The sequence below is a fragment of the Achromobacter sp. 46006 genome, from assembly GCF_059761975.1.
The window spans coordinates 14,382-27,306 of record NZ_JCBANN010000067.1 but is presented as its reverse complement, the minus strand read 5'-3'; the positions used below and the strand labels follow the sequence as shown (position 1 = coordinate 27,306).

General features: G+C 70.9%; 12 protein-coding genes. 7 read left to right on the top strand and 5 right to left on the bottom strand.

The annotated features are described in order from the left end of the window. Positions 1–124 precede the first annotated feature (124 nt). Complete coding sequence (locus AC6LKG_RS22835) at positions 125–334, top strand: hypothetical protein (protein ID WP_498168499.1); 210 nt, start codon at positions 125–127, stop codon at positions 332–334. Positions 335–456: 122 nt separating this feature from the next. Then, positions 457–996, top strand: a complete 540-nt coding sequence (locus tag AC6LKG_RS22830; RefSeq protein ID WP_498168498.1) for a peroxiredoxin — start codon at positions 457–459, stop codon at positions 994–996. Positions 997–1,227: 231 nt separating this feature from the next. On the opposite strand, the gene AC6LKG_RS22825 is transcribed toward AC6LKG_RS22830, so the two are convergent. Next, positions 1,228–2,676 carry a CoA transferase gene (locus AC6LKG_RS22825; protein WP_498168496.1) on the bottom strand — a complete coding sequence of 483 codons (1,449 nt, stop codon included), beginning with the start codon at positions 2,674–2,676 and terminating at the stop codon, positions 1,228–1,230. 338 nt (positions 2,677–3,014) lie between these two features. On the opposite strand from AC6LKG_RS22825, the gene phrB reads away from it, so the two are divergent. Then, entirely contained in the window at positions 3,015–4,433 is a 1,419-nt protein-coding gene (phrB, locus tag AC6LKG_RS22820) for a deoxyribodipyrimidine photo-lyase (RefSeq protein ID WP_498168494.1), read from the top strand. A gap of 161 nt (positions 4,434–4,594) precedes the next feature. Then, positions 4,595–6,286 (top strand): methyl-accepting chemotaxis protein, encoded by a 1,692-nt coding sequence (locus AC6LKG_RS22815; RefSeq protein ID WP_498168493.1) that lies wholly within the window; start codon positions 4,595–4,597, stop codon positions 6,284–6,286. A 28-nt stretch (positions 6,287–6,314) separates the two neighbouring features. On the opposite strand, the gene AC6LKG_RS22810 is transcribed toward AC6LKG_RS22815, so the two are convergent. The 3 genes from AC6LKG_RS22810 to AC6LKG_RS22800 are packed head-to-tail and all read right to left on the bottom strand — an operon-like array spanning position 6,315 to position 8,392. Further along, complete coding sequence (locus AC6LKG_RS22810) at positions 6,315–7,022, bottom strand: 4-hydroxythreonine-4-phosphate dehydrogenase (protein WP_498168491.1); 708 nt, start codon at positions 7,020–7,022, stop codon at positions 6,315–6,317. Between the two features lie 12 nt (positions 7,023–7,034). Continuing rightward, positions 7,035–8,087, bottom strand: a complete 1,053-nt coding sequence (gene pdxA / locus AC6LKG_RS22805; protein WP_498168488.1) for a 4-hydroxythreonine-4-phosphate dehydrogenase PdxA — start codon at positions 8,085–8,087, stop codon at positions 7,035–7,037. Further along, positions 8,084–8,392: a hypothetical protein gene (locus AC6LKG_RS22800; RefSeq protein ID WP_498168485.1), complete on the bottom strand. Its 309-nt coding sequence runs from the start codon at positions 8,390–8,392 to the stop codon at positions 8,084–8,086. The genes pdxA and AC6LKG_RS22800 overlap by 4 nt, the downstream gene beginning before the upstream one ends. A 76-nt stretch (positions 8,393–8,468) precedes the next feature. Here AC6LKG_RS22800 and AC6LKG_RS22795 point away from each other — a divergent pair, with 76 nt between their 5' ends. Further along, positions 8,469–9,344 carry a LysR substrate-binding domain-containing protein gene (locus AC6LKG_RS22795; RefSeq protein ID WP_498168484.1) on the top strand — a complete coding sequence of 292 codons (876 nt, stop codon included), beginning with the start codon at positions 8,469–8,471 and terminating at the stop codon, positions 9,342–9,344. A gap of 72 nt (positions 9,345–9,416) precedes the next feature. Here AC6LKG_RS22795 and AC6LKG_RS22790 read toward each other — a convergent pair whose 3' ends face one another. Further along, a complete protein-coding gene (locus tag AC6LKG_RS22790; protein WP_498168483.1) occupies positions 9,417–9,749 on the bottom strand; it encodes a hypothetical protein in 333 nt (110 codons plus the stop codon). 264 nt (positions 9,750–10,013) lie between these two features. Here AC6LKG_RS22790 and AC6LKG_RS22785 point away from each other — a divergent pair, with 264 nt between their 5' ends. Both AC6LKG_RS22785 and AC6LKG_RS22780 read left to right on the top strand, forming a co-directional pair. Beyond that, a complete protein-coding gene (locus AC6LKG_RS22785; RefSeq protein WP_498168481.1) occupies positions 10,014–11,597 on the top strand; it encodes a DUF1800 domain-containing protein in 1,584 nt (527 codons plus the stop codon). 22 nt (positions 11,598–11,619) lie between these two features. Beyond that, positions 11,620–12,822, top strand: coding sequence for a DUF1501 domain-containing protein (locus AC6LKG_RS22780; protein ID WP_498168478.1), 1,203 nt, complete (start codon positions 11,620–11,622; stop codon positions 12,820–12,822). Positions 12,823–12,925: the final 103 nt, after the last annotated feature.

Below are 12,925 nucleotides of genomic sequence, written 5' to 3'. Positions count from 1 at the left end.
CAACACCCTACACAGCGCACTAGAGACACCCCCCCGAGGACCACCCGCCGCCGGCCAGGCCCCGGGCCGACCGCAGGCCCAATCGCCGCAAGCCCGGCCGCAGCACGTCCAGCAGCCGCAGCCAATGCAAGCGCGACCGCAAGCCGCGCGTCCCGGCCCGGCGCCGGACAACCTGGCGCCGCACGCGCCACGCGAACACCGCGCGCCGTCCGCCAACCGTCCCGAGGCCCGCTCCCCGGGTAATCCGCAGCATGGCGGCGGCCGGCCGGCGGGCGGCCAGGGCGCCCAGCGAGGCGGCGAGCGCGGCGCGCCCCATGAAAAAGGACGCGACTGAGGCAGTCTCGGACGCACCCGCGCGCCGCCGCGCTGGATTCCAGCGGACGGCGCGGCTACAGTGGAGGTGCCTGGCCCCGTCGATGTCCGCGGGCGCCACGGCCGCGATTTCCGGAGCCCCCCATGAAGCGCCTTGCCTCCCTGTTCCTCGCCTGCGGCCTGCTGGCCGGCACCGCCGCGCACGCGGCCCTCGAGGTCGGCGCGACCGCGCCCGACTTCAGCACCCAGGCCTCGCTCGGCGGCAACGTGTTCTCCTTCAAGCTGGCCGAAGCGCTCAAGCGGGGGCCCGTGGTGCTGTACTTCTACCCCGCCGCCTTCACCGCCGGCTGCACCATCGAGGCCCACGACTTCGCCGAGGCCACCGATGAATACAAGGCGCTGGGCGCCACCGTCATCGGCGTCTCGGCCGACGACATCGACACCCTGAAGAAATTCTCGGTCAGTGAATGCCGCGGCAAGTTCGCGGTGGCCGCCGATGGCGACGGCCGGATCATGAAGGCCTACGACGCCGTGCTCGACGCGCGCCCCGACCTCGCCCAGCGCGTGTCCTACGTAATCACGCCCGACGGCAAGATCCTGTACGAATACACCAACATGAATCCCGAGGCACACGTCAGCAACACCATGCGTGCGCTGCGCGAATGGAAGGCGCGCCAGCAGTGATGGCGTGAGCGCGGTGCGCTGTCCGCCCTGATGCTGGCGCCGGCCCTGTCGGGGTGACGTCACCCGGTCGGCCAAGGCCGACCACAGCGCCGTCGACGATCCGCGAACCGACAGGCGCGCCAGCAGGGCACGCGGATCACGCCGCCGGGGCGCCAGGGCATGAAGACCTATCCGGCGCACGCCACCGACCCGGCGCACGGGCGAGTGGGCGGGCGGAAGGCGATTGGAAGGCTAGTTGAACGGCCACACCGTCGGGTGCGTGCCCGGCGGGCTCGACGGCCGCGTCCAGCGCGCCGGCGTCAACGAAAACTGAGCCGCGTGGCGCACCGCCGTCAGTTCGCCGAAGCCCGAGGCCTCGGTCTCGAGCAGGCCGGCAAAACCCGGCATCGGACAGGCCAGACCGCCCTCGACCCGGCCCAGCGCGCGCAGCCAGTGGGCGGTCTGCGCCAGCGATACGCGCACGTGCCAACTACCGCCTTCGGTTGCCTGGCGCGCCAACGCCACCTGCGCGCCGAACGCCATCAGGTAGCCCGAGGCGTGGTCCAGGATCTGCATCGGCAACGGCTTGGGCGCCTCCTGCCCGGCCGCCGCCGCCTCGGCGTGGTTGAAGCCGGCTGCCGTCTGCACCAGCGAATCGAAGCCGCGCCGGTTGGCCCAGGGGCCGGTGGCGCCATAGGCGGACAACGACACATACACGATGCCAGGCCGCAGGCGGGCAGCATCCTGCGGCCCGAACCCCAGCGCGGCCAGGCCGCCGGGCCGGTAGCCTTGCACGAACACGTGCGCGCTGCGCAGCAGATTGGCCAGCGCGATACGGCCGTCCGCGGTATCCAGGTCGGCCTGCACGGACAGCTTGCCGCGGCTGGTGTCGATCAGGTTGGCGATATTCGGCAGATGCGGCGAATTGACCAGCATCACGTCGGCGCCGTAAGCCGCCAGCGCGCGGCCACAGACCGGGCCGGCGATGATGCGGGTCAGGTCGAGCACGCGGATGCCCTTGAGCGGACGCGCATCATGTCCGTACTTGGGCAGCGGTCGCGGATCGGCCTCGCCGATGCGCTCGATCGTCAGCAGCGGCTGCGCCGCGATGGCCTGGCCCTGCGGGTGGCGGTCCCATTCATCGAAGCTGCGCATGGCGGCCACCACCATGCCGGCATCGGCCGCCACCTGTTCGAAATCCGGCGCGCGCCAGCGCGCCAGCGCCTGCTCCACCGCCTCGCGGGTGGCGCCGTCGCCGGTGGGACAGCCCAGCAGCGCCAGCGCGCCATCGCGATGGTGCGGAAAATTGGCATGGATGCGGACCCAGCCGCCATCGCCGCAACGATAGGCGCCGGTGATCGGATCGCGCGGATCGGGCGCGACGCCGTTGATGGTGAAATGGCTGCGGCACTCCTGTGCCGCGTGCCGCATATCGATACCGACCTGCTGGCGCTCGCCGCCGCGCAAGTGCCAGATCTCCGCCGCCGCCAGCGCCGCGGCCGCCATGCTGGCCTGCGCCGCCGTGCCCACCGCGAACGATGACGGCAGCACCGGATCGGCGCCGGTCAACACCACCTGCTCGAGCGCCTCGTCCGGCAGATCGAACGAGCGCCACAACTGTTGCAAAACGTCGCGCGGCGTCTTGGCGGCGGGGGAGCGTCCTTTGAGGAAGGACGGGCGCAGATCCATCAGGTGTCCCATATCGTTCGTCTTTTATTGGCTGTTGGATGGATTACATGGCGGCCCCGACGACGGCGTCAATACGGGGAAAGCGCCAGCGTGTTTCATGGTTTGACCGCCCGGCGCGGTCCGTACCCGGGATTTGGCCGCGCGCCCCCCCGTCGCTACGCCGATCAGCCGAGCCGCGGCCGGTCACATCTACTCGTAGTTTTTACAAGGTGTGCCCGGCGGCGGCCAGCGCGACGCAAATACCCATTGGCCGCCGCGGCCGCCACGACGCCCGGCACCTTGGAGCCACCGGCCCGCGCGCTAGAATGCCAGCCTTGCCGCGCTCCCTTCCCTTCCGGACTCCCGCCCGCATGCATACCCTGACCTGGCTGCGCACCGATCTGCGCCTGCACGACAACCCCGCCCTGGCGGCCGCGGCCGCGCAAGGCACTGTCACCGCCCTGTTCATCGCGGCGCCCGGCCAGTGGCGCCAGCACGGCGAAGCGCCGGCCAAAGTGGATTTCTGGCTGCGCAACCTGCATACGCTGTCGCGCGACCTGGCCGGGCTCGGCATTCCGCTCAAGCTGCTGACCGTGGACACTTGGGCGCAGGTGCCCGACGCGCTGCTGCGCTTTTGCGAGGAACACCACATTGCGGCGGTCCATGCCAATACCGAATGGGCCGTCAATGAGCGGCGCCGCGACGACGCGGTGGCCTGCCGCCTGGCCGCAGCCGGCATCGACTGGACGCTGCACCATGGCGCCTCGCTGCTGCGTCCCGGCACGGTGGTGACCGGCAAGGGCGATTGCTACCGCGTTTACACGCCGTATGCGCGCGCCTGCCGCGAGCGCCTGCGCAGCGCGCCGCCGCGCGCGATCGCCGCGCCCAGGCCGCAGGCCGCGCCCGCCTGGCAGGCCGATGCGCTGCCGCCCGCTTTCGAGGGCTACGCCCCCGCCAGCGATCCTATCCGCGCCCTGTGGCCCGCTGGCGAAGCCGCGGCCGCCGACCGGCTCGACGCCTTTACCGATGGCGTCATCGATGCCTACCGCGACGAACGCGATTTCCCCAGCCTGCCGGCCACCAGTTGCCTGTCGCCCTACCTGGCGGCCGGCGTGCTGTCGCCGGGCCAGGCGCTGCGCGCGGCCCTGGCCGCGAACCACGGCGAACTGGAAAGCGGCAATGCCGGCGCCGCCACATGGATCAACGAACTGCTGTGGCGCGAGTTCTACCAGCACCTGCTGGCGGCCTGCCCCGGGCTGTCGATGCACCGCCCCATGAAACCGGAAACCGTCGCGGTGCCTTGGCGCGAAGCGCCCGATGACCTCGCGGCCTGGCAACAGGGCCGCACCGGCGTGCCGATCGTCGACGCCGCCATGCGCCAGCTCCTGGCGCTGGGCTGGATGCACAACCGGCTGCGCATGGTCACGGCCATGTTCCTGAGCAAGAACCTGCTGATCGACTGGCGCCTGGGCGAAGCCTGGTTCATGGCGCAGCTGGTGGACGGCGACCTGGCCGCCAATAACGGCGGCTGGCAATGGAGCGCCTCCACCGGCGCCGACTCGGTGCCCTACTTCCGCGTCTTCAACCCCCTGTCGCAGTCGCGCAAGTTCGATCCGCGCGGCGTGTTCCTGCGCGAATGGCTGCCCGAGCTGGCGCATCTGGACGACAGCGCCATCCACGATCCCAGCCCGATGGAACGGGCGGCGGCCGGTTACCCCGCGCCCATCGTCGACCTGCCGCAAAGCCGGCTGCGCGCGCTGGAGGCCTTCGGCAACCTGCCCAAGGCCTGAACGCCGACCAAAATCATCCATCACATCACGGCCGCCCAGTCCCGCGGCCCATTTCATTTCGTATACTTTCAAAATGTTTTGATATATATCAAACCGGCGATATCGTCCGTCCCCGATGATCCGGCAGCAACACGCCCCGCCCATCACAGGACGAATGACGCATGCGAAACAACCAGCCGGTCCACGACAAGGAATACACGCTGCACGACGAGCAGTACCTGATCTCCCGCACCGACGCCCGCGGCCGCATCATCTACGCCAACCCCGCGTTCGTCGAAGTCAGCGGCTTTGCCCGCGAAGAACTGGTGGGGGCCGCCCACAACATCGTGCGCCACCCCGACATGCCCGAAGCCGCGTTCGAGGATCTGTGGCGCACCATCCAGCGCGGCGAGTCCTGGACCGGCGTGGTCAAGAACCGGCGCAAGGATGGCGGCTTCTACTGGGTGCTGGCCAACGTCACCCCCATCATCGAACGCGGCGAGACCGTCTGTTACGCCTCGGTGCGGGTCAAACCGACCCGCGCCCAGATCGAGGCCGCCGATGCCGCCTACACTCGCCTGCGCAACGGCACCGCGCGCGGCTTCACGCTCAGCCGGGGCCAGGTCAAGCCGACCGGCCTGCGCGGCGTGCTGGCGCGCCTGAAACTGTGGCGCCTGACCGGCGTGCGCTCGCGCATGCTGGCCTGGGCCATGCTGGCGTCCAGCCTGTTCCTGGGCGCGGCCGGCGTGGCGCTGTACGGCATGCTCGACCGCATGAGCACCGAGGAAATCGCGCTGGCCGGCGCCATGCTCGCGACCGGCGTGATCCTGATCTTCGCTTCCGGTTGGGGCTTTGCCCGCTCGATCACCGGCCTGCTGGTCACCGCCACCGACTTCACCCGCCAGATCGCCGCCGGCAACCTCAGCACACCCCTGCCGCCGGCCAGCATCCGCGACGAGATCGGCGCGCTGAAGTTCTCGCTGGAAGTGATGCGCAAGAGCCTGGTCAGCATCACCCGCGACGTGCACAACGGCATCGAGAGCGCGCTGGCCTCGGCCGCCGAGATCGCCGACGGCAACGCCGACCTGTCGGCCCACACGCAGCGCCAGGCGGCCTCGCTGGAGGAAGCCGCGGCCAGCATGGAACAGTTGGCCTCCACCGTGAAACAGACCGCCACCAACGCGCACGGCGCCGACCAGATGGCCAACCAGGCCTCGGACGTGGCCCGGCGCGGCGGCCAGGTGGTCGATGACGCGGTGCGGGCGATGCAGGGCATCGTGCAGAGCACCGCGCGCATCAGCGAGATCGTCGGCATCATCGACGGCATTGCCTTCCAGACCAACATCCTGGCGCTTAACGCCGCGGTGGAAGCGGCCCGCGCCGGCGAGGCCGGCAAGGGTTTCGCGGTGGTGGCCGCCGAAGTGCGCGCCCTGGCGCAGAAAAGCGCCACGGCGGCGCGCGAGATCAAGGAACTGATCGAGGCGTCGAACCACAAGGTCGAGGACGGCGTGCGCCACGTCGAGCGCGCCGGCGAGGCCATGCTCGACATCGTCGGTTCGGTGCGGCAGGTGACCGAGATCGTCAATGAGATCGCCGCCACGTCCAACGAGCAGCACACCGGCATCGACAACGTCAGCCGCACCATCTCGGAAACAGACAGCGCCGCGCAGAGCAACGCCGCGCGCGTGGAGCAGGCCAGCCGCGCGGTCGACAACCTGCGCACCCGCGGCGCGCAACTGCGCCACGCCATCGAGGTGTTCCGCATTGCCGGCGCCCAGACCGTGCTGCCCAAGCGCGCCGCGGCGCCGGCGCCCGCGACCCTGATCCCCACGCCACGCCAGGCAAGGCCGCTGTTGCCACGGCGCGCCTCGTAAGGCGCCACGCACGTCGCGGCGCGCGGCCTCAGGCCGCCGCGGCGGCCGCCTGGATCGCCGCGAGCTGGCCCGCCAGGCCCGGCCGCGCGGCGGCAAAGCGGCCATCCAGCGCGGCGGTCCCCACCGTGAAACCCGCCGCGCCCGCGCGGCAGGCCGCCTGGATGCGCGCCGGCGTGTCGAGCGAGCCGGCCACGATCACCGGCCGCGCCCCGCCGCACACCTCGCGCATCAGCGCCGGCACGTCCACCTCGGCGCGATAGGCCAGCAGATCCAGGCCATGCACGCCGGGCTTGCCGGCCAGTTGCCGCGCGCTGTGCGCGATCTGTTCGCGCGTGCCGCCCAGGACGCTGGGATGGCCGTGGACGCGTCCCGGAAACGGGTAATAGCGGATGTTTGAGCCGGCCAGCAGCGCCAGCGCATCATCCACATGCGTGCCGCCCAGCAGGCAGTCCACGCCAAGCTCCAGCGCGGCCCGCACCGATGCCAGTTCGCTCTCGCGGTCCTGCGAGACAACTTCCAGATAGCACCTCGCGCCCGCCGCGTGGATGGCGCGCCGCAGGCGCCCCAGCACGGCCAGCGGCTGGCCGATGTCCTTGAAGCCGAGGTGGCGCACGCCGCTGGCCAGCGCGATGTCCAGGCAGGCATCGGCCGCATCGATGGTGCGGTCGTTGCGGGTCAGCATGAAGATGAAGTCGGCGGGCATGGGGTTCGCGCCAGGGGCAATGGGTTCGATCATAGGTCGGGACGCTTACGCGCGGTGGCCGGACGCGGCGGCATCCGGCGGGTTGGCGGCCAGCCGCAAGGCATGGTCGATGGCGGTCCGCAGGCTGGCGGGGTCGGCGATGCCCTGGCCGGCGATGTCGAACGCCGTGCCGTGGTCGGGACTGGTGCGGACAAAGGGCAGGCCGAGCGTGATGTTCACGCCCTGCTCCAGGCCCAGGTACTTGACCGGGATCAGGCCCTGGTCGTGGTATTGCGCCACCACCACGTCGAAGCGGCCCTGGCGCGCCTGCATGAAGACCGTGTCGCCCGGCCACGGGCCGCTGGCATCGATGCCTTCCCGACGCGCGGCGGCAATCGCCGGGCCGATGATGCGTTGTTCTTCGTCGCCGAACAGGCCGCCCTCGCCGGCATGCGGGTTCAGCCCGGCCACCGCCACCCGCGGCGCGGCGGCGCCCAGCGCGCGGCCGCCCTGGTGCGCCAGCCGGATCGCCGACAGTTGCGCGTCGAAATCGGCGCGCTCGATGGCCTGGCGCAGCGAACAGTGGATGGTGACCAGCACGGTGGCGATGGCCCCATTGGCCAGCATCATCGCCACGCGCCCGGCGCCGCCGCGTTCGGCCAGAATCTCGGTGTGGCCGGGGTACGGCACGCCGGCCGCGGCCAGCGCTTCCTTGTGCACGGGCGCCGTGACCATGCCCGCCACCCGGCCCTCGCGCGCCAGGTCGATGGCCAGGCAGATGGCCTGGTATGCCGCTCGGCCGGCGGTCGCATCGAGCCGCCCGAATGGCGGCGGCACTGGCATGCGCGACGACGGCAGCAGGCGGATCTCCCCGGCCTCCCGGCCCGCCTGGATCCCCGCCACGTCGTCCACCACCCGCAGGCGGTCGGCCGCGCCCAGTGGCGCCAGCGCGCGCGCCATCACACCGGCATCGCCGACCACCACGCAGCATTGCGCATAGCGCGCCCGCAGCAGCGTCCTGGCGACGATTTCCGGCCCGATGCCGGCGGGATCGCCCATGGTGATAGCCAAGGGCAGCGCGGGCGCGGGCAGGTCGGCCCGCGCGGTCACAGGGTTCATCGGCACAGCGGTCTCCAGGCGGCATCGCGCAATGCCTCGGGGCCGCCAAAGCCACCCGCCTTCATGGTGATCGACAACGGCCGGCCGGCGCTCGCGGCGGTCCCGGCGGGAAAGCCGGGCGCCAGTTCACAGGTCAAGGTAAAGGCGTCGATGGCCAGCACGGCGTGCGTCTGGTCGCCCGGCACGCCGCGATGCACCCGCACCGCGCCGAAACCGCGCAGGAACGGCGCGGCGCCATCGGCGGCGCTGGTAAGGTCGTCGGCCAGGATGCCGATCGTCTTGGACAGGTTTTCCGGTGGGTTCATATTGGTGATTAAAATGCATCCGAATCACCAGGAAAATCGATCATTTCTGACGATTATTCGTGATTAAAAATCACCAATGAAATCTAGCCACCGCCCCTCCCTGAACGACCTGCGCGCCTTCGAGGCGGTCGCCCGCCTGGGCTCGGTGCGCGCGGCCGCCGACGAACTGGCGCTGACCCACGGCGCGGTCAGCCGGCGCGTGGCCAAGCTGGCCGACGACCTGGGGCTGGCCCTGGTGGAACCGGCCGGCCGCGGCTTGCGCGTCACCGCCGGCGGCCAGTCGCTGGCCTCGACCATGCAGCGCGCGCTGGCGCTGATCCATGACACCATCGACACGTTGCAGGCGCGCGATGCGCAGCGGCCGCTGGTGCTGTCCTGCGAACGTTCCGTGGCCATGCGCTGGCTGATTCCGCGGCTGTCGGCATTCCAGGACCGGCACCCTGAGATCGAGCTGCACCTGTCGGTGGGCGGCGGCCCGCTGGACTTTGCCCGCGACCAGGCCACGCTGGCGCTGCGGCGCCTGGACTTTCCGGTGCATCCCGACTGGATCATCACGCCGCTGATGGCGGAAAACATGGGCCCGGTCATGGCCCCGTCGCTGTTGCCCGCGTTCCAGGCCGGCGATTACGTGGCGCTGTCCTCGCGCACCCGGCCGCACGCGTGGGACGACTGGCTGAATCAGGCTCCGGGGCGGCCCGCCCCGCGCGCCACGCGCAGCCTGGATCATCATTTCCTGATGGTGGAGGCGGCCGCCGCCGGGCTGGGCGTGGCGCTCAGTCCGCGCATCCTGGCGCTGGACGACCTGCGCAGCGGGCGGCTGGTGGCGCCGCTGGATTTCGCGCCCGACGGCTCCGCCTACGCACTGATCGAATCGCGCGCCGCGCCGGCGGGCGCGGCGCCCGCGCTGGCGGCCTTGAAGCAATGGCTGGTCGACGCCGCGGCCGACGCCTGAGCGGCGCCGGGGCGGGCCGGCCACGGTGTCATGGCGCGAGGGCCAGCGTGTCGTGCCGCGACGGCCCTCACGTCATGGCGCGACAGCCGCGCCCTTGTCCAGGCGCTTCATGAACACCAGCAGTTCCTTTTCCACCTGCTTGTCGCCGCGCGCCTGCGCGGCCTTCAGGCCGGCCTCCCAGGCCGCGCGCGCGCCGGCCTTGTCGCCCCGCCCCAGGCGGGCCTTGCCCAGCCACTTCCAGGCCACCGAATAATCCGGATCGAAGGCGAGCGAGGCGCGCAAGTGCGTTTCGGCATCGACGAAGCACTCCTGTTCGGCGTAGGCCTTGCCCAGCGAGAATCGCAACAACATGTTGTCGGTGCCCTTGGCCAACATGGTTTCCAGACGATCGATCATTTCCCGCATGGCCGCCCTCCTTTGCGCCGCTTGCGCAGACTGCGATGGCACATGATAGGCCGCTGCCGACGCGTCGGCCGCAATGGCCCCGCGCCGCGCAGGGGTAGCGGCGGGCGTTCAAAACGATCGGTTTCCTTGCGTTTCAGGCGCCGCCGCAACGGGAATGCCGGTGCGACTATCTTGTCACACGAACAGGATCTTCCCAGGCCAGCGCCGATCCTGGCCGCCTGCTGACGGCAGGCCGCAACCGTCAAACAGAAAGGTGTCCGCTCGATGCCGTCCTTGCGCTCCTTGCCGCGCCGCCTGGCGCCCCTGCTGTTGCCGCTGGCGGCACTGGCGCTGTGCGCGCCGCTGCAAGCCACGCCCGCCGCCGCCACCCATCCGGCGGCCACGGACCATGAGGCCGAAGCCCGGGCGCTCGACGCCGCGCTGGTCAACCGCATCACCTGGGGCGCCACCCCGGCCGAACTGGCGCGCATGCGTGCTATGGGCCCGCAGCGCTACCTGCAGGCGCAACTGCACCCCGACCCGCAAGCGCGCCTGCCCGCCGCCGTGCAGCAGCGCATCGACGCGCTGTCGATTTCGCGCCAGAGCGCCGAGGACGCGCACGCCGAACAACGCGCCCTGCGCCAGGGCGCCAAGAATGCCACGCCAGAGGCCAGGCAACAGGCCCGGCGCGATGCCCGCGCCATCTCGCGCCAGCGCGCTGGCGACACCGCCAGCCGCGCGTTCTACCGCGCGCTGTACTCGCCCAACCAGTTGCAGGAACAGATGACCTGGTTCTGGATGAACCACTTCAACGTCTACGCCGCCAAGAACGACATCGGCACCTACATCGACCAGTACGAGGAACGCGCCATCCGTCCGCACGCGCTTGGCAGGTTCCGCGACCTGCTGGCGGCCACGCTGCGTTCGCCGGCGATGCTGGCGTACCTGGACAACACCCAGAACGCCGCCGGACACATCAATGAAAACTACGCGCGCGAACTGATGGAGCTGCACACGCTGGGCGTCAAGGGCGGCTACACGCAGGCCGACGTGCAGGAACTGGCGCGCATCCTCACCGGCCTGGGCATCCACAACCAGGAAGGCCCGCCCAAGGTCCGGCCCGCGCTGCGCGGCCAGGTGGTGCTGGACGGCCTGTTCCTGTTCAACCCGGCGCGCCACGATTACGGCGGCAAGCGCTTCCTGGGCCACGCCATCCGCGGCACCGGCCTGGCGGAAGTCGACCAGGCCGTGGACCTGCTGGCGCGCCATCCCGCCACCGCGCGCTTCATCAGCGCCAAGCTGGCGGCCTACTTCATGGGCGACGCGCCGCCGGCCTCCGTGATCGACAGGATGGCCAAGACCTTCCAGGCGAGCGACGGCGACATCGCCGCCACCTTGCAGACGCTGTATGGCTCGCCGGAATTCACGCAGTCGCTCAAGACGGGCGTGTTCAAGGACCCGGTGCATTACGTCTACTCGGCCCTGCGCCTGACCTATGCCGACCTGCCCCCCATCGTCAACCCGCGGCCGGGCCTGGCCATGCTGCGGCAACTGGGTCAGCCGTTGAACCAGCGCCTGACGCCCGACGGCTACCCGCAGGCGCAGTCGGACTGGGCCGGCTCCGGCCAGATGACCGCGCGCTTCGAAGTGGCACGCGCCATCGCCGCCGCGCCGCAGGCCTTCTACCGCGAGGGCGACGACAAGGGGCCGGTGGAACTGCCGCGCCTGCCCGACCTGCTGCGCGAGAACGCCGGCGACGGCCTGTTCGCGCGCCTGTCGCCTGCCACCCGCGATGCCATCGCGCAGGCGAAGAACCCCAAGGACGCCAACACCTATCTGCTGGCCTCGCCCGAATTCATGCGGCGCTGAGGCGCCGCGGGAGAAACCCATCATGGACCGCCGCCGCATCCTGCAACTGATGGCCTCGGCGCCGCTCGTCTTCGGCGCCAACCGCCTGTACGCCGCGCCGGCCGCCGCCGGCAACAAACTGCTGGTCGTCTTCATGCGCGGCGCCTACGACGCCGCCAGCCTGCTGGTGCCGGCCGGCAGCGACTTCTACTACGAGTCGCGCCCCAGCATCGCCATCGCCAGGCCCGGCAGCGGCGCCGGCGCCGCGCTGCCCCTGGCCGACGGCTGGGCCCTGCACCCGGCGCTGGCGGACAGCCTGATGCCGTTCTACCAGAAGCGCCAGCTGGCATTCGTGCCGTTCGCCGGCACCGACGACACCAGCCGCAGCCACTTCGAAACCCAGAACCGCATCGAACTCGGCCAGGGCGCGGCCCGCGACAGGAACGGTGACTTCCGCTCGGGCTTCCTGAACCGCCTGGCGGCGACGCTCGGCGGCAACGACGAACAGGCCGCCGCCTTCACCGCCGAGGTGCCGCAGATTTTCCGCGGCGCCGAGCGCGTGCCCAACATCGACCTGGGCGGCGCGGCGCGCAAGTCGCGCCTGTCCGAGGCCGACAACCGCGCCATCGCCGCCATGTACCAGCACACCGACCTGGGCGCCTCGGTCGCCGAGGGCCAGCGCATCATGGGCGCCACGCGCGCCGAACTCGACGCGGAAATGCAGGCCGCCAGCGGCAACGCCGTGTCGGCCGACAGGTTGGCGCAGGAAGCGCGGCGCATCGGCCGCTTCATGCGCGACCGCTACAACCTCGGTTTCGTCGACGTCGGCGGCTGGGACACGCACGTCGGCCAGGGCAACGCCAGCGGCTTGCTGGCCAACCGGCTCGGCCAGCTTGGGCGGGCGTTGGCCGGCTACGCCGATGCCATGGGCCCGGCCTGGCGGCAGACCACGGTGGTGGTCATCAGCGAATTCGGCCGCACCTTCCGCGAGAACGGCAACAAGGGCACCGACCACGGCCACGGCACGGTCTACTGGGTGCTGGGCGGCAACGTGCGCGGCGGCCGCATCGCCGGCCGCCAGGTCGCGGTCAAGCGCGAGACCCTGTTCCAGGACCGCGACTACCCGGTGCTCAACGAATACCGCGCGTTATTCGCCGGCCTGTTCTCGCGCCTGTACGGCCTGAGCCCGGCGCGGCTGGCGCAGGTGTTCCCGGGCATCACGCCGCTGGACCTGAAACTGGTCTGAACACAGGCTACGGGTATACCCTTATTGCTGACAGGGATTTGCGGCGGCGCGCGCGGACGGCTGCTCTAAAATTCGCGCTCCCTTCCCTGCCGCCGCGGCCCCG

Bases quoted from the DNA above. Each gene is read 5' to 3' on its own strand.
- AC6LKG_RS22830 (WP_498168498.1), top strand. From the start codon at position 457: ATGAAGCGCCTTGCCTCCCTGTTCCTCGCCTGCGGCCTGCTGGCCGGC.
- AC6LKG_RS22785 (WP_498168481.1), top strand. From the start codon at position 10,014: ATGCCGTCCTTGCGCTCCTTGCCGCGCCGCCTGGCGCCCCTGCTGTTG.
- pdxA (WP_498168488.1), bottom strand. From the start codon at position 8,087: ATGAACCCTGTGACCGCGCGGGCCGACCTGCCCGCGCCCGCGCTGCCC.
- AC6LKG_RS22835 (WP_498168499.1), top strand. From the start codon at position 125: ATGCAAGCGCGACCGCAAGCCGCGCGTCCCGGCCCGGCGCCGGACAAC.
- AC6LKG_RS22795 (WP_498168484.1), top strand. From the start codon at position 8,469: ATGAAATCTAGCCACCGCCCCTCCCTGAACGACCTGCGCGCCTTCGAG.
- AC6LKG_RS22790 (WP_498168483.1), bottom strand. From the start codon at position 9,749: ATGCGGGAAATGATCGATCGTCTGGAAACCATGTTGGCCAAGGGCACC.
- AC6LKG_RS22815 (WP_498168493.1), top strand. From the start codon at position 4,595: ATGCGAAACAACCAGCCGGTCCACGACAAGGAATACACGCTGCACGAC.
- AC6LKG_RS22800 (WP_498168485.1), bottom strand. From the start codon at position 8,392: ATGAACCCACCGGAAAACCTGTCCAAGACGATCGGCATCCTGGCCGAC.
- phrB (WP_498168494.1), top strand. From the start codon at position 3,015: ATGCATACCCTGACCTGGCTGCGCACCGATCTGCGCCTGCACGACAAC.
- AC6LKG_RS22825 (WP_498168496.1), bottom strand. From the start codon at position 2,676: ATGGGACACCTGATGGATCTGCGCCCGTCCTTCCTCAAAGGACGCTCC.
- AC6LKG_RS22780 (WP_498168478.1), top strand. From the start codon at position 11,620: ATGGACCGCCGCCGCATCCTGCAACTGATGGCCTCGGCGCCGCTCGTC.
- AC6LKG_RS22810 (WP_498168491.1), bottom strand. From the start codon at position 7,022: ATGATCGAACCCATTGCCCCTGGCGCGAACCCCATGCCCGCCGACTTC.